The sequence below is a fragment of the Amycolatopsis pigmentata genome, from assembly GCF_042684065.1.
GTDB classification, from domain to species: domain Bacteria; phylum Actinomycetota; class Actinomycetes; order Mycobacteriales; family Pseudonocardiaceae; genus Amycolatopsis_E; species Amycolatopsis_E pigmentata.
In genome coordinates, this window is the sequence record NZ_JBHUKR010000007.1 from 364398 (window position 1) to 382760 (window position 18363).

Consider the following 18363-nt stretch of genomic DNA (forward strand, 5'->3'; position numbering starts at 1 on the left):
CTCCTGACACGGCCGCACCCAGGCGCGCGGTGCCGGCCTCGTCGGTCGCTTCCCGGTGGTGCTCCACCTCAAGGCGCCAGTCGCTGCTGCAACCTCGATGTTATCCCACCCGTCGCCCACCACCGCCCTCAACGGAGCTCCGCGCGTGCCACACCCAGCGTCGCCCACCACCGCCCTCAACGGAGCTCCGCGCGTGCCACACCCAGTGCGCCAGAGCGCCCGCCGGCCGCGGCGCGACCGGCGGGAACGTGGTCAGGACTGCTCGACGGGCGCGATGCCGTCCCGATGACGCTGGGCGAGTTCCTGGTAGATCCCGGCGTTGTGGTCGACCCAGGCGCGCGCGGAGTCGGACAACGGCACGAACTTCTTCGCCGGACTACCGAGCGCGATCGTCTCGGGCGGCACGACGGTGCCGGGGGTGACCGTGGCACCGGCCGCGACCAGCGCGCGCTCGCCGATCTCGGCCTTGTCCAGCACGGTCGAGCCGTTGCCGATCAGTGCCTGCTCACCCACGGTGCAGTCGTGCACGAGGCACATGTGCCCGACGGTGACGTTCCGGCCCACCTCGCACAGACCGACGTTGACGTGGATCACGGAGTTGTCCTGGATGTTGGCGCCTTCACGGATGATGATCCGGCCGAGGTCGGCACGGATCACGACGCCGTACCAGACGGAGACACCCTTTTCGATCACCACGTCGCCGATGAGGGTGGCGGTGGGGGCGATCCAGGCGTCGGGGTGGACGGTGGGGCTGACGCCCTCGAACGAGAACAGAGGCATGCCCGACACCCTAAGCGAGGAGTGGGCGAAGTCTTTCGTTTTCAAGCACTGTGTGACGACCAGAACGCGCAGTGGTGGTCGTCGGTGAAGTTCACCTCGCCGATTTGGTCCAGACCAATCGAGAGCACGGTCCCCGCGTTGTAGCGTGGCCAGCCCGGGTCTCCGGTGCGCGCGAACCGCGTCCAGTAACTGACCATCTTCTCCGACAGCGGGTTCGCGGGATTCGCCGGACCGAACAGGTAGGGCAGATCGCCGGAATGCGCGGCGCCGAGGTCGAAGTGCGCGATGCGGCTGCCGTCGTTGTGCGCGAACTCGTAGGCGTAGACGACGGTCGTCTTGTTGAGCACGTCATCGGCGTAGAGCGCCGGGCACGAACCGACCTTCCGGCCCCAGTCGGTGAGCAGGGTGGCCAGCGCGATACCGGGCGTCGGATACCGCGTGACCGGATATTCGGCGAGCACGGCGGGCGCGTCCGGCCCGAAGACCTGGGCGATCGCGGCGGGGTACTGCTCGGCTGTCAGCGGGGTGCCGCGGCGGTCGTACTCGTTGGCGACGAACGACCGCATCTCGTCGCGGGTCGTGCCCTGGACGACCGGGATTCCCTTCGCCGTGCCCTGGGCCAGCGCGTCCAGGGGCTGCGCCGGGAGAATCGCCGTACCGGCGACCGGTTCCCACGGCATGTCCCGCATCCGGCCGAACGGCGTGGACACGGCCTCGTCGTCGATCTCGGCCACGTCGCGCGCCGGCTTTCCGCGGAGACACGCCACATCCGCACACCCCAGGCCCCCGGCCCACCGCGTGGCCCGCTCGCGGGCGACGTCCGCGGTGACGAAGGAATCCGCGCACGGTCCACTTTGGATGATCGCCTTCTGGAACAGTCCGCGTGCCTGGGGTGAGGCGAGTTGGGCACACACGCTGAACGCGCCGGCGGACTGACCGAACAGGGTCACGTTCCCCGGATCCCCGCCGAAGGCGCCGATGTTGTCACGCACCCAACGCAAAGCCGCCTGCTGATCGGCGAGCCCGTAGTTCCCGGCGGCGGGATCGTCACCTCCGGCGAGAAACCCCAGCGCTCCCAACCGGTAGTTCAACGTCACCACGACCACGCCCTGCTGGACGAGCCGCGTCGCGTCGTAGTCACCTCCGGAACCGGAAACGAAACCACCGCCATGCGCCCACACCATGACCGGTCTGCGCCCGGTGGCGTCGGTCGGAGCGTGCACGTTGAGGTAAAGGCAATCCTCGCTGCCCAGGAACCTGCTGTTCCCGTCGAACTGCGCGCAGGCCGGGCCGGGCCGGGTCGCGTCCCGGATACCGTCCCACGACGCCGGCGGCCGCGGCGACCGCCAGCGCAGGTCGCCCACGGGTGGCGCGGCGAACGGGATTCCGGAAAACGACCGGTGATCACCGTCGACCACCCCGCGAAGCTGTCCCTGCCCGATACGCACGACATCGCTTCCGGATTCGGCCGCCGCTCCGGCGTCGCAGGCACCCAGCAGGACGAGCAACATGACCATGACGACGGATCGCACCGTCGTCGCCCCGGACCGATTTCGCATGGTGCAGCCATGATGACATCACCACCGGGTCGGCCCGCCGCCAGGACACCGCCGAATTTCCTCAGCGATGCCCTACGGGCACTGCCAGTGACACCGCACCTGATGAGCCGGGTCACGACCGTCGAAGGCCGGCGCCGTAGCGCAATCCGTCGACCAGGAGCGCGACCATGCGCTGGCTGTAGGCGAGTCCGTCGTCCGCCCCGGGCCGGCACAGCTGGGCGACGGCATGAAGCAACTCCTCGGCCCTGATGTCGCCGCGGATCTCGCCGGCCGCGGTCGCGGCTTCGATCAGTGCCCCGAGCGTGGGCGCGAGTCGCTGCTGGAAGTAGCCGGGCAGGGCGTCGAAGGCCGGATCACCGGAGTGCAGGGCACTGGCGAGCCCTCGCTTGGTCGCGAGGAATTCGGTGTAGCGATGAAGCCACTTCGCGAGAGCCACCCCTGGTTCGTGAGCGGCGCTCAATGCCGGGCCCGCGTCGGCGCAGGCGTCGATCCCGCTCCGCACCACCGCCTGGACCAGGTCCGACCGCTTCGGGAAGTGCCGGTACAGCGTTCCGACCCCGACTCCGGCCAGGTCCGCGATCTCTTTCGCGGGGGCGTCCACGCCGGACGTGCCGAAGACGGTCTTCGCCGCGTCGAGCAGGGAGCCGATGTTGCGCGCCGCGTCGGCACGCAGCCGGCGCGGCGCGCGTTCACCCGGGTCCGACCCCACGGAACCGGTCGAGTCGCCCCTGGTCGGCACCGCCTTCTCCGTCACGGCACTCCTTCACTTGCTATCCGGAACAACATTCCGTATAGTTCCGGACAGGCTTTCCACTTCGATCCAGAGTACGGCACCGACGGAGGGCCCACCACACTTCGACCCAACCTCGGGAGATACCCGCATGCGTTACCGCACCCTTGGCCGGACCGGCATCAAGGTCAGCCCCTACGCGCTCGGCGCGATGATGTTCGGCGCGTCGATCGGCAACCCCGACCACGACGACTCGGTCCGCATCATCCACAAAGCGCTCGACGCCGGGATCAACTTCGTCGACACCGCCGACCGGTACTCGCAAGGCGAGTCGGAGGAGGTTGTCGGCAAGGCACTCAAGGGACGCCGCGACAACGTCGTTCTGGCCACGAAGTTCTTCGGTCCCATGGGCGACGACCCCAATCAGCGGGGCGGCTCACGACGCTGGATCATGACCGCGGTCGAGAACTCCCTGCGCCGGCTGGGGACCGACTACATCGACCTCTACCAAATCCACCGGCCCGACCCCGAAACCGATATCGAGGAAACGCTTTCGGCGCTCTCGGACCTGATCCACAGCGGCAAGGTCCGGGTGATCGGATCGTCCAGCATGCCCGCTTCCGACATCGTCGAAGCCCAATGGGTGGCGGAGCGACGCGGCTTCGAGCGATTCCGCACCGAGCAACCGACCTACTCGATCCTCAGTCGTGGTATCGAAGCCGAGGTCCTGCCGGTCGCCCAGCGCTACGGGATGGGCACCCTGGTCTGGAGTCCGCTTGCGAAGGGGATGCTCACCGGACGCGTCCGCAAAGGCCAGTCGACCGACCTTCACCGCGTTGACATGTTCACGAGTCTCAGCGATGAGCGACGGCTCGATGTGGTCGAACAACTCATCCCGTTGGCCGAAGAGGCGGGATTGCCGATGACGCACCTCGCGATCGGGTTCGTGCTCGCCCATCCCGGCGTGACCAGCGCGATCATCGGGCCGCGCACGATGGAGCACCTCGACGACCTGCTCGCCGGCGTCGACGTCAGGCTCAGCGACGAGATCCTCGACCGGATCGACGAGATCGTCCCGCCCGGCACCGACATCGGCGCGCCCGACCAGTCCGCGTACCTGCCGCCCGCTCTCCAGCGCCCGGCCCTGCGCCGCCGGCCCGCCGACGAGCGAAGCGCCGCCTGAGCACGAACAAGACCAGGGCCTCTCCGGAGTTCCGGAAAGGCCCTGGTCAAGGGTGGAGCCGCGTAGGGGAATCGAACCCCTGACCTGCTCATTACGAGTGAGCCGCTCTGGCCGACTGAGCTAACGCGGCGAACGGTTCATAGTGTAGCGGCCCCGTCGACGTCACTCCGGCCCCCCACCGTCGTTAGGAATGATGACCTGGATCACGTTCAGCACGGGGAGGACGTCCGCATGCCGAGCCGCCTGTCCCGTGCGCTGGTACCGCCGGTGGCCGCCGCGTTGCTGGTGCTCATGGCGAGCCCCGCCATGGCGGACAGCACGATTCCCACGACCCCGATCCCCGTGCCCGCTTCACCAGGCCAGCCGCCGTTTTCCGCTCCCGAGGGGCCCCAGCCGCTCGGCCACGCGGTCGCCGACGCGGCCGCGTCGCTCGGGGTGCTGCGACTCCTGCCGAACGCGGTGCCGACCAGCGCGATCCTGCCGGGGTACGGCGAGCAACTGCCCAAGCAGGCGGCCTTCGAGGCCGGGATGGGGCTGTCGAGCGCCCAGGCGAACTCCGAGGCCTTCTTCAGCTGGGAACGCGCCGTCGCCCAGTCCTCGCCCGCCGGCGTGGCGGTGGGCGGAAACGCGCCACAGCCGCCCGGCGGACTGGTTCAGACCGCGCTCCCGGACAACCCGAAGGCGATCACCGGCGGGCTGAGCGCACCGCCGAACCCTCTCGGCACGGCCGGGCTGATCACCGGCAGCGTGCATGCCCGCTGGAGCCCGACGCTCGGACCGTGTGTGGACACCATCGCGGACGCGAGTACCTCGGTGGCCGGCCTGTCTCTGCTCGGTTCGGTACCGACCCTGCCCGACCTCCCCTTCGGGCAGTTGCCCAACCTGCCCAAGCTCGCCAGTGGTTTCGACCCGTCGAAGGGACTGCAGACCTTCGGCGGCTTGCTCGCCGGAGGCGGACAGCCCAGCGCCGACGGCACTGGTGCCCTGCTCAGCCTGCCGGGCACGCTGTCCACGCATTCGGTGACCAAGCTGGTCGACCTCCCGAATTCGCCGCACAAGGCGATCCAGTCGGTGTCCACGATGAACGTCGCCGAGATCGACCTTCTCAAGGGCACGCCACTGGCGCTGACCCTGAAGGTGACCAGTGAGCCGACCCTCCGGATCACCTCGACCGGCGACAAGGCGACCTCGAAGGTCGAATACAGCGCCCCGGTCGTCACCATCGAACGCCAGGGTCAGGTGCTCTACACCCTCGACGCCGCGCACCCCACCGAGGACATCCCGATCGGGCTGCCGTTGAAAGCGCTTTCCGACCAGCTCGGAACGGGCGTGCAGAGCCTGCCCGTGGTCGGTGGCCTGGTGGCCACGGCCACCAAGGGTCCGCGGCAGCTGTCGGTCACGAACGGTTTGGTGCTCGACATCGGGGTGCTGCGGCTGAGCATCGCGGGGCTGAACCAGAAGGAGCAGCAGCTGACGACGCCGTTCGACGGCTACCAACTCGGCGCGTCGGCGAGGCTTCTCGATCTCCAGGTACTGCCTACGGCCGCGCTGAAGGCGGCACTCCCGAACGGCGCCGCGGACTCGCTTCCGTCCTCACTCGCGCAGGTGTCGCTCGGGGAGCAGATCGGCCGCGCCTACGCGCCCCCGGGCGGTGTGGTGTGCGGGAGCACCTCGCCTGCCGCTACGTCGCCGGCCGAGTCCGAGGGCGCGCCCAGGCAACTCGCCTACACCGCCGGCGCGTACTCGGCGGTGCCGATGTTCTGGACCGGAAGTGCCATGCTCCTGCTCGGCGTGGTTCTCGTCGCCGCGTTCCCGTCCCGCCGCAGGACCCGCGCGACGGCCGAACCCTCGCCGCGCCGACGCTCACGCCCGTGAGCGTTCAGCCGTGGCGCAGCGCCGTGACCATCGCTTCCACCGCGATGCGCGGCTTGACGTTCCACAGGATCGCTTCCCGGCACGCGAGCACGGCCTCGAGCCGGCGGAGCGTCGATTCCGGGCTCCACTGCCGGGCCGCGGTCATGATCTGGGACGAGTGGTCGGGATGGGTCAGCGTGGCGCCGGCTCCGCTTCCGGTGACCAGCACATCGCGGTAGAAGCCCGCCAAGTCGACCAGGGCGAGATCGAGCGTGTCCCGCTGAGTTCGCGTGGCGCGGGACTTCTGCTTCTTCTCCAGCGCCTTGACCGCCGCTTCGGCCGCCCGTTTGGCTCCGGCCACACCCTTACCGGTCCCGTCACCGCCGAGGGCCGTCCGCAGCTCCGACTTCTCGGCCTCGTCACGCGCCTTGCTTTCCTCGGTGGCGTCGCCCTCCGCCGCGCTGATCAGTTCGTCCGCGCACGCGAACACGTCCGCCGGGCGGCTCAGTCCGAGCGGGATCCGCAGCACCGCCTCGCGCCGCTTGCGCGTGCTGTCGTCCGTGGCCAGCCGGCGTGCCCGGCCTACATGGCCGCCGCACACCGACGCCGCCCAGTGCGCCACCTCGGGCGCCACGCCGTCCCTTTCGATGAGCACACGCGCGATCGCGTCGGCGGGCGGGGTGCGCAGGTTCACCAGACGGCACCGGGACCGGATGGTCACCGAAACGTCCTCGGGGTGGTCCGACGGAGCACAGAGCAGGAACACGGTCCGGTCGGGCGGCTCCTCGACCGCCTTGAGGAGGGCGTTCGAAGCGCCCTCGGTCAACCGGTCGGCGTCTTCGATGATGACGACCCGCCAATACCCCGTGGTCGGCCTGCGGGCCGCGGCCTGCACGAGCGCGCGCATCTCCGCGACCGCGATGGACAGCCCCTCCGGGACCACGAGCCGCACGTCGGCGTGCGTCCCATGCAGCGCTGTCCGGCATCCTTGGCACTCACCGCAGCCCGTGCCGGCCTGGCACTGCAGGGCGGCGGCGAACGTCCGCGCCGCCACCGAACGCCCCGAACCCGGCGGTCCGGTCAGCAGCCAGGCATGCGTCATCGTCCCCGCGGGCACGGGTTCCCCCGCCACCAGGCGGGCGGCCGCCTCCGCGGCGGCCGACAGCGTTTCGACCGCCGGTTCCTGCCCGACCAACTGGGACCACACCGAACCCATCAGGCGACCACCTCGATCGGCGCCAACCCGGACCGCCGCCCGATCAGGACCGCCTTCACCGCCGTCTGAACCCGCTCGGCGACCTCGTCCTCGGTGCCTTCGGCGTCCACCACCACATAATGATCCGGATCGGCCGCGGCCATTTCGCTGAGCAGGTTCTGGACCCGCCACTGGTCCTCGACCGAGATCGGGCCCTCGGCCAGGCCGCTGGGCTCGGCATCCAGCAGCACCGTCAGGTCGGGACGCAGCCTGCCGGTCGCCCAGTCAGCGAGCCCTTCGAGCTCTTTCGCGTCCAGCCCGGCCACCGCGGACAGGTGGGCCAACGGCGAGTCGACGAACCGCTCCATGACCACGATCGAACCCCCGTCCAGTGCGGGCTGCACGTCGCGCTCGACGATATCCGCCCGCACCGCGGCCGCCGCAAGCGCTTGCGCACGGGCTCCCGAGAGCGCGGCCCCACTCACCAGTTTGGTCAGCCGCTCGTCGTCCAGGGCGGGATCGGCGGCGAGAATCACCGGGCGCGGGCCCACCGACCGCAGCCATTGGGAGAGCCGCAAGGCCTGGGCCGCGGTGTCCGCCGCTGTCGTGCCCTCCAAGGCGATGAGCAGACCGTTCACCCGGCGCGGACGCATCCGGATGGCATTGCGCAGGTCCGCCATGATCGTCTCGGACCGGCGCGAATCCATCTGGTGATAGGCGACCACGCCGACCAGCGCGGCGAGAATGCCCCCGCCGAGCATGACCGGCCGGGTGCCGTCGATGATGATCGGATTGCCCCAGATGGTGATCGTGCGAGGCCTGGTCAGGCCGATCAGCAGCGGGACGGCGGCCGTCGACCCGAACACGATGATCTTCATCATCGACTGGTAGATCGCGTTGATCCGGCCCCGGATCGAGTCGTCGACCTGCGAACCGATGATCGTCACACCGGTCAGGAAGGCCGCCCCGGCACAGGCACCGACGATGGCCACCGCGACCAGGGAAACCGCCAGGTGCGGCGAGAGCGCGACCAGGATCAGCGCCAGCCCGGCGAGCACGATGGAGATCCCGAAAAGCCGGTCGTGCGGCAACCTGCGGGCCAGTTTCGGCGCACCGCCCATCCCGGTGGCCAGGCCCAGGAAGACCGCGACCAGCAGCAGGCCCCAGGCGGAATCGCCCGCCAGCAGACTCGCCGCGTACGGCTGGGCCGACCCGACCACCGCGCCCCCCGCCGCGAACGCCCCGGCGGCACCGATCAGCAGGCCGCGCACCAGCGGAGTGCTGCGGATGAACTTCGCGCCGTCCCTGAGCAACTCGCTCAAGCCGACGGACGGCTCCTTCGGCTTCGGCGCGGCCACCGCCGGAGCGTGCACGTTCCGCAGGGACAGCTCGGGGATCCGCGTGATGATGAGCAACGCGCTGGTCAGGTAGAGCAACCCGATCAGCACCACGATCACCTTCGCGAAGCCGAGCTGGCCGAACACGGAGGCGGGCAGGTGCAACGCGGGGCCGATCCCGGTCACGATCGCGTAGATGCCGCCGGCGCTGATCACCGCGAGGCCGTAGGTCATCACCATGCCGAGCTGGTTGGCGACCTCCACCTGCTCCGGCCGGCGCAGCAGGTTCGGCACCGCGGCGTCCTTGGACGGGATCCACATCATCGCGCTGGCGCTGGCCAGGAAGTTGGCGATGTAGAGCCACCAGCCGGTGCCCACCAGGGCGATCGACATGATGAACCCGCACCGCAGCAGGTCGGCGGTGAACATGATCTTCCGCCGGTCGAACCGGTCGGCGAGCAGGCCACCGGCCGGTGCGAACAGCAGGCCCGGCAACAGCGCGGACAGCAGCACACCGGTGAACGCGAAGTTCTGCGCCGTGTAGTTGTGGGTCAGCTTGGTCGCCATGCTGGTGACGCCGAGGATGGTCAGCCAGTCGGCGACGCTGCACAGATACGTGACGCCCCACAACCTGCGGAACGGCCGGATCGCCAGGACTCGCCGTGCACGGTAGATCGTCGAGGCCTCACGGCCCACCGACGCCTTCGCGTCAGGTTGCGTCTCCAGGACTTCGCCGCCGATCCGACCCACCCCATTAGCTCCCGTGGCGCCGGTGAGCCCGGTAGTTACGCCAATCGGGTCACCGAATCGTGCAGTCAGGGTAGCTCCGTCAACCTGAGAACGGTGAACCACTCACCATTCCGCGCGTCACCGGAACCATTTGCGCCGGTCACGGCCGCCCGACCGCCCTTTCCCACCGATAGCGGCGGGGCACTCCAACGCTGCGAGTTTCAGCTGAAGGCACCCATGATGCTGCCGACCAAACTGGTGACGAATTCGATGGCGAGGACCACGAAAATGATCAACAAGATCACGGCCACGATCACTCCGGTCGATCCGCTCGAGGGCCTTACCCGACGCACCGAATCCGGAGAGGGGAGGGAGACCCGGGGCATCCGCAGGGACGGACGGCGGCGCCCCAAGCCAGGCCGCGAGCGCTGTCTCGGGAGCATGCCGAGCGGGGCGGCGGGCGGGATCGGCTCCGCGTCGCCCGCCGGAGGCTGGGTTTCCGCGTCGGCCGGGGCGAAGGCGGCAGTGCCGCCTCTCTCCCTGGCCATCTCGGCGTCCACCAGATCGCGCACCGCTTCCGGATCCGGCTTCACCGGTGACGCGACACGCGTGAGCTGGAACTCTTCGCCCGAGTCGCTCACCGGGCCCGACAGCGCGTCGCCGAACGCCGCCGGCTGCGTGCCATCGCCCAGCCCGGCGTCGTCGTCCTTGGCCATCTGTCCCACTCCTTGTTGTTGCTCGGCAGGCACTGACCTTCTGGAAGCTTCCATACCAGGGTAATGGTCATTTCCGGTAGGCAACGCGGCCAACCGGGCTAGCGACGTGGCACGAGCGGTGCACCCTGCGTCACTGTGTTTTTCGCGTCCCTGGCGCGCTCACGCGATCGTGCCGACAGGGTGGCACCAGGGATGTCACAGGTTGGGCTCACTGGTGCCGCCGACGCCGCTGGTCATGACCTCCGCCACGCATTCGCGCATCCACCAGGACAGCCACCCCTGGCCGACCGGCCGCAGCACCATGCCCGTACCCCAGCAGCCGAGGACATGCCTGCCGAGCGCGTTGTCGATCACGACGAGCGCGAGATCCGGGTAGTCGGCGAAGATGTTGTGGAACGCCAGCATGTCGACCACCGCCGTGCCACGGCGCCGGCGGCGAAGGAACCGCCGCAACTGGGCCGCCTCCCGCCGGTGGCTGTCCGGGATCACGCCGTCGGGATCGGCGGGCAAGAAGATCGTCTCCGCGCGGCCGCGGGGCTCGGCCGGCAGAAAGCCGGTCGCCACGTCGAAGATCTCGGGGAAACGGCCGCCACGCACGGCGATGGCCTCCTGCCCGAACTTCCACACCACACCGACCTTCTCGTCGGCGTAGCAGCGGACATCGAGCGGCTCGGCGGCACCGGCGTACACGCCGGACACCATCACGCGGACGGGGCCGCGCAGCATCACATCGAATGCCCGCATGGCCTCGTCACTGAGGTCCCCGTTCTCGACGAACGGGGTGCCCCGCAACCTGGCCATGTAGGCGTTGTGCTCCTCGATCTCGGCGACCAGGTCGCCGGGGTCGGGCGAGCGGGACATGGGGTACCGCAGGCGCTCGACGTCGGCATCGGTCGCGTCGGGGGCATAGATGTCGGAGCACGAAGGCCGCACCGGCACCGCGTCGAGCACGGGCCGGGTCGCCTCTTCCAGCAGATCGAAGATGGTGGTCATGGGAGGGAGTCTGCACCCACCCACCGACAATTTCGTAGAACGCCTGTTCGAGCTGGGCGACTACTTCTTGGCGGGTGCCTTCTTCCTCACCGGCGCCTTCCGTTTCGGCGCCGGGCCCTTCGCCCGCTTCTCGGCCAGCAGTTCGGCGGCGCGCTCCGCGGTCAGGTCTTCGATGCTGTCCGCTTTACGCAGGGTCGCGTTGATCTCACCATCGGTCACATACGGTCCGAAACGACCGTCCTTGACCACCATGGGCTTGCCCGACACCGGGTCGGCGCCGAACTCCTTGAGCGGCGGCTTCGCCGCGCCCTGACGGCCCCGGCGCTTGGGCTCCGAGTAGATCTTGAGCGCCTCTTCCACGGTGATCGTGAAGAGCTGGTCCTCGCTGTCCAGCGACCGCGAATCGGTCCCCTTCTTCAGGTAGGGCCCATACCGGCCGTTCTGGGCCGTGATCTCGTCGCCGGATTCCGGGTCCTTTCCGACCACCCGAGGCAGCGAAAGCAGCTTGAGTGCGTCTTCCAGCGTCACCGTCTCGATCGACATGGACCTGAACAGCGACCCCGTCCGCGGCTTCGGCTTCTTGGCCTTGGTCGTTTTCTTCGCGCCGGTGTCCGCCGCGGCCTCCTCGGGCTCAGGCAGGATCTCGGTGACGTAAGGCCCGAACCTGCCCTCCTTGGCCACGATCTCGTGCCCGGTGACCGGGTCCGTGCCGAGCAGCCTGCCCTCCTGGGGCGTGGCGAAGAGCTTCTCGGCGATCTCGGTGGACAGTTCGTCCGGCGGCAGGTCCTCCGGCAGGTTCGCGCGCTGCGACTTCCCGTCCACCTCGCGCTCGAGGTAGGGCCCGTAACGACCCACCCGGACGTAGACGGTGCGCTTTTCGTCGTCCTCGAAGAGCGGGATCGAGTTGATCTCGCGGGCGTCGATGTCCTCGACGCCGGTACCGACGAGCTTCTTGAGGCCACCAAGCCTGCTCACCGAACCGTCGACCCCGGTGTCTCCGCCGAAGTAGAACTTCGACAGCCAGCGAGTGCGCTGCTCGTCCCCGGCCGCGATGCGGTCCAGCTCCTCCTCCATCGCGGCGGTGAAGTCGTAGTCCACCAGCCGCTCGAAGTGCCGCTCCAGCAGTCCGACCACGGCGAAGGCGACCCAGGAGGGCACCAGCGCGGAACCCTTCTTCCACACGTAACCGCGATCCTGGATGGTCTTGATGATCGACACGTACGTCGACGGCCTGCCGATCCCGAGCTCTTCGAGCTTGCCGACCAGGCTCGGTTCGCTGTAGCGGGCGGGCGGTGTCGTGGTGTGGCCGTCGGGGGCCAGCTCCGTGGCGGTGACCGCCTCGTCCTTCGCCAGCCGGGGCAGACGGCTCTGCTTGTCGTCCGCCTCGCCACCGGCCTCGGTGTCCACGGCCTCGACGTAGGCCTTGAGGAAGCCGAGGAAGGTGATCGTGCGGCCGGAGGCGGAGAACGTGCACTCCTCGCCGCTGGTCGCCGTGCCGACGATGCGCACCGACATCGTGGTGCCCCTCGCGTCGGCCATCTGCGAAGCGATCGTGCGCTGCCAGATCATCTCGTAGAGGCGGAACTCGTCGGACTCCAGTTCGCCCGCGACCTGACCGGGGGTGCGGAAGACCTCACCCGCCGGGCGGATCGCCTCATGCGCCTCCTGGGAGTTCTTCACCTTGCGGGTGTACTGGCGTGGGCTCGGCGAGACGAACTCGGAGCTGTACAGCTCCGTCGCCTGGTTCCGAGCGGCCGTGATCGCCGTCTCCGACAGGGTGGTGGAGTCGGTACGCATGTACGTGATGTAGCCGTTCTCGTACAGGCGCTGAGCGATGCGCATGGTGCGTTCGGAGGAGAACCGCAACTTGCGGCCGGCCTCCTGCTGCAGCGTGGAGGTCATGAACGGCGCGTACGGGCGGCGCGTGTACGGCTTCTCCTCGACGCTCGCGACACGGAAATCCTGGCCACGCAGGGCTCCCGCGAGGCGCTCGGCGTCGGCCTCGGCAAGGACGCGAACATCCTTGAGCGAGGACTTGAGCCGACCGTCCGATCCGAAGTCCTTACCGGTCGCCAGCCGCGCACCGTCCACCGCGACCAGCCGCGCCGGGAACGAGCGCGGTTCGTCGGAGGACGCCGGGGGTTTCTCCATGGTGGCGGCGATGTCCCAGTAGGACGCCGACGTGAAGCGCATCCGCTCGCGCTCACGCTCGACGATGATCCTGGTCGCCACGGACTGCACCCGGCCCGCCGAAAGCTTCGGCATGACCTTCTTCCACAGCACCGGCGAGACCTCGTAGCCGTAGAGCCGGTCGAGGATGCGGCGGGTTTCCTGGGCGTCGACCAGGTCGGAGTCCAGGTCACGGGTGTCGGCCGCGGCGGCGCGGATCGCCTGCTCGGTGACCTCGTGGAAGACCATCCGCCGGACCGGGACCTTCGGCTTGAGCGTCTCCAGCAGGTGCCAGGCGATCGCCTCGCCCTCGCGGTCGGGGTCAGTGGCGAGATAGAGCTCGTCGACGTCCTTGAGCAGGTTCTTCAGCTCGGTCACCTTGGACTTCTTGTCCGGGGTCACCACGTACAGCGGCTCGAAGTCATGGTCGACATCGACGCCGAGCCGGGCCCACGCCTCACCCTTGTACTTGGCAGGCACGTCGGCCGCCCCACGCGGGAGATCGCGGATATGCCCGACCGACGCTTCGACGACATAGTTGCCACCGAGGTAGGGAGCGATCTTCTTGGCCTTGGTGGACGACTCGACGATCACGAGCCGCCGACGCCCGGCACCATTCTCCCCGGCGTCGTTCTTCTTGGTCCGTGCTCCAGCCACGCTGTCCCGCTCTCCTGCCCGTTCCCGTCGCTTGCACCGCGACGCCTGTTCAACCCGTCAGTGTGCACTCTGATGACCGGTTGTGTCCGCCCGCATCCCGCAACACGCCGTCCACGATGTGTGAAGCGCATCGGCGCCGAACAGGGCGGCGTTTCCTTTCCACACCTAGCACGTGACAGTCACCACATGCTTCCCGGGTCTGCCGGGGTAGCCCTCCCGCTACCCTCCGCCGTGACTTCGTCACCCGGATTCACCGGCGGCGACGCTGCCCCAGCACCGGGGCCGGGTCGCCGTTTCAGGCATGGCCCTCGTGAGGCCATCTGGAGATGGTGCCGGAGGATGCCACCGATAGACAATCCCGGACATCCGGGGACAAACACGGCCGATCCGACCGGAAAGGACCGGAATCCGGCGGCCCGCGGCGTGCGGGCCTACCAGATGGTCGCATGCATGGGGCCGGGAACCGCTCTCGCTCCGGCCCGCCGCTTCCGCTCCCGTACGGCCGGAACCGGCCGGCGCGCGGTGATCCCCGCGGGCCATACCGGTTCGGCCGCGGGCGGCGGCGTGCCGAGCAGTTCCCCCAGGGTGGCCACGGCACGGCGGCCGGTGACCCGGACGACCGGGTCACCTTCCGGCGACCTCCCCACCCGGACCGGCAACCCCAGACGCTGGAACGCCACCACGAGCGCGGCGTGGATCTCCGCTTGATCATCGACGGCGAACTGGTAACCCCGTTCGGCCGGAGATCCTGCCGCCAGCGCCCACAACCGGAGCGCGCCACCGGTCAGCCGGAACCCCGGCGGGAGCATCTTGACGCCGTCCGGGCACCAGGTGTTGGCCAGTCCGATCAGGTCGGCCCGGAACGCCGTGCGAACCAATTGCCGCCCCTCTTCGGTCACGGCGTCCGCTCTTACGCCACGCCGGGCGAATTCGGTGGCCAGAACGCGCACCCGCCATGATTCGGCCACTGGAACGGAAAGCCGGGCCGCGGTGCGCCCGAAACTGACGATCCTGGCCGGACCGCACAGCACTCCGGCCAGATCCGCGAGTTCCGGTCCACTGGCCTCGGCCGAGAAGAACGAGATCTGGTCCACACCACCAGGGTAGAACAAAAGTTCGATTTCGCGAAGAGTGCTCGGCTCACGCTGCGCGAGGGCCGGCTCGAAGCCACGGCCTGGCTACCCGAATCCGATCGCGCGCACGGTGGAACACAGCCTAGTTTCCGGACGCCCGGGTGGTGAGCTCCTCGCAGACCGGGGCATGGGCGCTCGCGTCGAGCAGTTCGGGGACGCTGTCGAAACCGGCCAGCACATTGAGTTTCGCCACCTCGTCCAGCGGGCCGTTGGCGGCTCCGATGGTCTGCTGGTCGATGGTGGTGGCATCCCGCACCACGTCGAGTCGTTGCTTCGCGACCGACGCGCGATCACGGATACCGGTGAACTCCGCGACCGTGTCCGTACGCATCCTGTCCCCGCCCTGGACCGGTGAAGGCGGCAGCTTGTCGAGTTTGCGGACCGCCCCGTCGAAGCTGCCGATCATGGAACCGAGCAGGTCGCTGGAGGTCTGTACGGCCCGCCGGGGAGAACTCGGGTCGACGCTCGGCATCGTCGCCAGCCCGTCCACCAGCGAACCGACCGCGACGCAGTAGTCGTTGGCCCATCGGGTCGCCGCGTCCTGTCTCGCCGCTCCGTCCCGCGAAAGACCCGGACCGGCCGGGTCCGTGCCGGAACTGACCGGGGCTCGCCCGCAAGCCACGAGGGCCGCGCACAAACCGGTCAGGACCACCAGGAAAAGCGCCTTCCCGGCTCGCAAGCCAACACCTCCTGCCGTTAGGGCCTCTCCCGAAGGTACCGATCCTTCGAGGCCACGCAACCGCCGGGCACGTCGAGTGCAACAAGGGCCCGCCACGTGGTATGCGCGACGGGCCCTTGGCCGTTGCCTCTCAGCCGGCCTTGGCCGGCTCCGGGTTCTCGCTGGGCGTGTCCGCGAGCGCCGTGGAGCGGCGCTTCGAGATCACGACCGAAACCACGATGATCGCCACCGCGACCACCGCGATACCGATCCGCAAGCCGAGCGAGGCGTCCGGACCGATGGAGAACTGCACGACCGCCGGGGCGATCAGCACCGACACCAGGTTCATCACCTTGATCAGCGGGTTGATCGCCGGGCCCGCGGTGTCCTTGAACGGGTCGCCGACGGTGTCACCGATGACGGTGGCGGCGTGGGCCTCGGACCCCTTGCCGCCGTGGTTGCCGTCCTCGACCAGCTTCTTCGCGTTGTCCCAGGCACCGCCCGAGTTCGCGAGGAAGATGGCCATCAGCGTGCCGCAGGCGATCGCGCCCGCCAGGTACCCGGCGAGCGCACCGGTGCCGAGACCGAAGCCGACCGCGATCGGGGCGAACACCGCCAGCAGGCCGGGCGTGGCCAGCTCCCGCAGCGAGTCACGGGTGACGATGTCGACGACCCTGCCGTACTCCGGCCGCGTGGTGCCCTCCATGATCCCGGCGATCTCCCGGAACTGGCGGCGCACCTCGTAGACCACCGCGCCCGCGGCCCGCGAGACCGCGTTGACGGCGAGACCGGAGAACATGAACACCACGGCCGCGCCGATGATCACGCCGACGAGCGTGTTGGCGTTGACGATGTTGTTCAGGAACGTGCTCGGCAGGGTCCCGATGCCTTCGCCCGCCGAACCGAGCGCCTTCGCGATCGAGTCGGAGTACGACCCGAACAACGCCGTCGCCGCGAGCACGGCGGTGGCGATCGCGATGCCCTTGGTGATGGCCTTGGTGGTGTTGCCCACCGCGTCCAGCTCGGTCAGGATCTGCGCCGCCTGCTCGTCCACGTCGCCCGACATCTCCGCGATGCCCTGCGCGTTGTCCGAGACCGGGCCGAAGGTGTCCATCGCCACGATCACGCCGACCGTGGTGAGCAGGCCGGTACCGGCCAGCGCGACCGCGAACAGCGCGACCGTGCCGCCGATCAGGAAGGCCCCGAAGACGGCCGCGGCGATCACGATCGCGGTGTAGACGGCGGACTCGAACCCGACCGAGATGCCCGACAGGATGACCGTCGCGGCACCGGTTTCCGAGGTCTTGCCGACGTTCTTCACCGGTCCGTGCTCGGTGCCGGTGAAGTACCCGGTGAGCCGCAGGATGATCGCGGCCAGCACGATGCCGATGATCACCGAGACGGTCGCGATGACCGCCGGGTTGCCGGACACGCCGGCGTGCTCGGGACCGAAGTCCGCGAACGAGCCGGGCAGGAACACGAACGCGGCGACCGCGCACAGCACCGCCGAGATCACCGCCGAGATGTAGAACGAGCGGTTGATCGTGACCAGGCCGTTCTCGTTCGTCTTGGCCTTGGTGATGTACACGCCGATCACCGCGGTGATCACGCCGATGGCGGGCACGATCAGCGGGAACAGCAGTCCGTCCGTGCCGAACGCCGTGCTGCCGAGGATGAGCGCGGCCACCAGCATCACGGCGTAGGACTCGAACAGGTCGGCGGCCATCCCGGCGCAGTCGCCGACGTTGTCACCGACGTTGTCGGCGATCGTCGCGGCGTTGCGCGGGTCGTCCTCGGGGATGTTCTGCTCGACCTTGCCGACCAGGTCGGCGCCCACGTCGGCGGCCTTGGTGAAGATACCGCCGCCGACACGCATGAACATCGCGATCAGCGCGGCGCCGAACCCGAAGCCTTCCAGCACCTTCGGTGCCTGGCCCGCGTAGGCCAGCACGACGACCGCGGCGCCGAAGAGCCCGAGGCCGACCGTGATCATGCCGACCACACCGCCGGTCCGGAACGCGACCCGCATCGCGGTCTCGCGTCCGCCCTTTTCCCGCGACGCGGCCGCGACCCGCAGGTTCGCCTGCGTGGCCAGCCACATCCCGAGATAGCCGATGCTGAACGAGAACACCGCGCCGACGAGGAAGAACACCGAACGGCCGATGCGTTCGCCCCAACTGTCCGCGGGGAGCGCGAACAGCAGAAGGAACACCACCACGCCGAAGATGGAAAGAGTGTTTCGCTGCCGCTTGAGATAGGCGGCCGCCCCTTCCTGCACTGCCTTGGCGATCTCCTGCATCTTGGCGGTTCCCTGGCCGGCGGCCAGCACCTCCTTGAGCAGGACATATCCGATGGCGAGTGCGGCAAGGGCGACCACGGCGACCACGGCGACGATGCCGTAGTCACCTCCGGAAAGCTCAAGGCCTTCCGCGAGGTTGGTCCTCATCCGTCCTCCTGGAAACGTCGCCTGCGCCAACGACGGCCTCACTGCGGACAGCCTTGCCAGCGCTGGCAGGGGATCTGCACACCACCGAGTGGTGCGGTTTGCCGGAGTGTATTGGTAGCGATCCCGGCACGGTCAGGCCGTCCCATGTCGAACACGCTCTGTGGCTGTGAGCTTTCTCACGGTTCATGATCGATTTGACCGTGGCGCTGGGTTGTCGTACCCCT

13 protein-coding genes, 1 tRNA gene and 1 riboswitch are annotated in these 18363 nt (G+C 69.0%); of the genes, 2 read left to right on the top strand and 12 right to left on the bottom strand.

The features are described from left to right. Nucleotides 1–9 precede the first annotated feature (9 nt). Nucleotides 10–94, bottom strand: a riboswitch (ZMP/ZTP riboswitch). A gap of 158 nt (nucleotides 95–252) precedes the next feature. The 3 genes from ACFSXZ_RS14655 to ACFSXZ_RS14665 all read right to left on the bottom strand — a co-directional run bounded on the left by ACFSXZ_RS14655 (nucleotide 253) and on the right by ACFSXZ_RS14665 (nucleotide 3093). Then, nucleotides 253–780: a gamma carbonic anhydrase family protein gene (locus ACFSXZ_RS14655; protein ID WP_378265432.1), complete on the bottom strand. Its 528-nt coding sequence runs from the start codon at nucleotides 778–780 to the stop codon at nucleotides 253–255. A gap of 41 nt (nucleotides 781–821) precedes the next feature. Next, on the bottom strand, nucleotides 822–2339 hold the full coding sequence (locus ACFSXZ_RS14660) for a carboxylesterase/lipase family protein (RefSeq protein WP_378265434.1): 1518 nt from the start codon (nucleotides 2337–2339) through the stop codon (nucleotides 822–824). A gap of 112 nt (nucleotides 2340–2451) precedes the next feature. Next, complete coding sequence (locus ACFSXZ_RS14665; protein WP_378265436.1) at nucleotides 2452–3093, bottom strand: TetR/AcrR family transcriptional regulator; 642 nt, start codon at nucleotides 3091–3093, stop codon at nucleotides 2452–2454. Between the two features lie 127 nt (nucleotides 3094–3220). Between ACFSXZ_RS14665 and ACFSXZ_RS14670 the strand changes: the two genes are divergently transcribed. After that, nucleotides 3221–4252, top strand: coding sequence for an aldo/keto reductase (locus ACFSXZ_RS14670; protein ID WP_378265438.1), 1032 nt, complete (start codon nucleotides 3221–3223; stop codon nucleotides 4250–4252). 53 nt (nucleotides 4253–4305) lie between these two features. On the opposite strand, the gene ACFSXZ_RS14675 is transcribed toward ACFSXZ_RS14670, so the two are convergent. Further along, nucleotides 4306–4382: transfer RNA gene (locus tag ACFSXZ_RS14675), tRNA-Thr, on the bottom strand. A gap of 101 nt (nucleotides 4383–4483) precedes the next feature. Here ACFSXZ_RS14675 and ACFSXZ_RS14680 point away from each other — a divergent pair. Continuing rightward, nucleotides 4484–6127, top strand: coding sequence for a hypothetical protein (locus tag ACFSXZ_RS14680; RefSeq protein ID WP_378265440.1), 1644 nt, complete (start codon nucleotides 4484–4486; stop codon nucleotides 6125–6127). 4 nt (nucleotides 6128–6131) lie between these two features. Here ACFSXZ_RS14680 and ACFSXZ_RS14685 read toward each other — a convergent pair whose 3' ends face one another. From ACFSXZ_RS14685 to ACFSXZ_RS14720, 8 genes are all read right to left on the bottom strand, one after another. Beyond that, a complete protein-coding gene (locus ACFSXZ_RS14685; protein WP_378265442.1) occupies nucleotides 6132–7322 on the bottom strand; it encodes a DNA polymerase III subunit delta' in 1191 nt (396 codons plus the stop codon). Beyond that, the gene (locus ACFSXZ_RS14690) at nucleotides 7322–9388 is read right to left on the bottom strand and encodes a bifunctional MFS transporter/dTMP kinase (RefSeq protein WP_378265443.1); all 2067 of its coding nucleotides are present in this window, start codon (nucleotides 9386–9388) and stop codon (nucleotides 7322–7324) included. The genes ACFSXZ_RS14685 and ACFSXZ_RS14690 overlap by 1 nt, the downstream gene beginning before the upstream one ends. 200 nt (nucleotides 9389–9588) lie before the next feature. Further along, entirely contained in the window at nucleotides 9589–10083 is a 495-nt protein-coding gene (locus ACFSXZ_RS14695; RefSeq protein WP_378265445.1) for a hypothetical protein, read from the bottom strand. Between the two features lie 195 nt (nucleotides 10084–10278). Continuing rightward, on the bottom strand, nucleotides 10279–11076 hold the full coding sequence (locus ACFSXZ_RS14700; protein WP_378265447.1) for a hypothetical protein: 798 nt from the start codon (nucleotides 11074–11076) through the stop codon (nucleotides 10279–10281). 60 nt (nucleotides 11077–11136) lie between these two features. Further along, complete coding sequence (gene topA, locus ACFSXZ_RS14705; protein ID WP_378265449.1) at nucleotides 11137–13902, bottom strand: type I DNA topoisomerase; 2766 nt, start codon at nucleotides 13900–13902, stop codon at nucleotides 11137–11139. Nucleotides 13903–14333: 431 nt separating this feature from the next. Beyond that, entirely contained in the window at nucleotides 14334–14996 is a 663-nt protein-coding gene (locus ACFSXZ_RS14710; RefSeq protein WP_378265451.1) for a hypothetical protein, read from the bottom strand. A gap of 121 nt (nucleotides 14997–15117) precedes the next feature. Continuing rightward, a complete protein-coding gene (locus tag ACFSXZ_RS14715; protein ID WP_378265453.1) occupies nucleotides 15118–15714 on the bottom strand; it encodes a hypothetical protein in 597 nt (198 codons plus the stop codon). Nucleotides 15715–15844: 130 nt separating this feature from the next. Next, nucleotides 15845–18139 carry a sodium-translocating pyrophosphatase gene (locus ACFSXZ_RS14720; RefSeq protein ID WP_378265455.1) on the bottom strand — a complete coding sequence of 765 codons (2295 nt, stop codon included), beginning with the start codon at nucleotides 18137–18139 and terminating at the stop codon, nucleotides 15845–15847. Between the last annotated feature and the right edge of the window lie 224 nt (nucleotides 18140–18363).

Bases quoted from the DNA above. Each gene is read 5' to 3' on its own strand.
- ACFSXZ_RS14685 (WP_378265442.1), bottom strand. From the start codon at position 7,322: ATGGGTTCGGTGTGGTCCCAGTTGGTCGGGCAGGAACCGGCGGTCGAA.
- ACFSXZ_RS14700 (WP_378265447.1), bottom strand. From the start codon at position 11,076: ATGACCACCATCTTCGATCTGCTGGAAGAGGCGACCCGGCCCGTGCTC.
- ACFSXZ_RS14720 (WP_378265455.1), bottom strand. From the start codon at position 18,139: ATGAGGACCAACCTCGCGGAAGGCCTTGAGCTTTCCGGAGGTGACTAC.
- ACFSXZ_RS14680 (WP_378265440.1), top strand. From the start codon at position 4,484: ATGCCGAGCCGCCTGTCCCGTGCGCTGGTACCGCCGGTGGCCGCCGCG.
- ACFSXZ_RS14695 (WP_378265445.1), bottom strand. From the start codon at position 10,083: ATGGCCAAGGACGACGACGCCGGGCTGGGCGATGGCACGCAGCCGGCG.
- ACFSXZ_RS14660 (WP_378265434.1), bottom strand. From the start codon at position 2,339: ATGCGAAATCGGTCCGGGGCGACGACGGTGCGATCCGTCGTCATGGTC.
- ACFSXZ_RS14670 (WP_378265438.1), top strand. From the start codon at position 3,221: ATGCGTTACCGCACCCTTGGCCGGACCGGCATCAAGGTCAGCCCCTAC.
- ACFSXZ_RS14655 (WP_378265432.1), bottom strand. From the start codon at position 780: ATGCCTCTGTTCTCGTTCGAGGGCGTCAGCCCCACCGTCCACCCCGAC.